A 439-nucleotide genomic window follows, 5' to 3' on the forward strand; every position below is an offset into this window, starting at 1 on the left:
GTTGATCACGATCCTGCCCGACCCAACAATCTAAGGACAACGTAACATGTCAACGCCAATTGTTCCAAACAGCGCGTCGTTTTTGATCACAGACGTGGGTTTGGCTGCGGCCTCAGTGGCAACGCCCACTGGCCCCTCTATCCAGATCGTAGCATTCAAAGTGGTTGACGGTTACGGTTACACCCCGCAACGCACAGACACCGGGCTGAACGGCAACACACTGTACACAGGTGTTCCAACTACCTACAACTTTGTTGCGCCCGATACGCTCGACATTTTGTGTGAACTGCCGCCTGATGCAGGCTACTTCGAGTTCGGTGAGGTAGGCCTGTATCTGCCGGGCGACGTACTGTTTGCCAAGGCCGTATTCCAAAAGCAACAGCTTAAGTACCCGAATATGACGGCTGCGACCGTCAAAACTTATTCGTTGCACTGCCTT

Annotated in this window: 1 protein-coding gene; it reads left to right on the forward strand. The window is 53.1% G+C overall.

Annotated features, from left to right (window positions below; translation table 11 throughout):
• Positions 1 to 46: 46 nt before the first annotated feature.
• Positions 47 to 439: phage tail-collar fiber domain-containing protein (locus AC1RPJ_RS07825; protein ID WP_481762850.1), on the forward strand; the 393-nt coding region annotated here is incomplete at its 3' end.

This window comes from Dellaglioa sp. CoH-57-MRSF-17, from assembly GCF_056782015.1.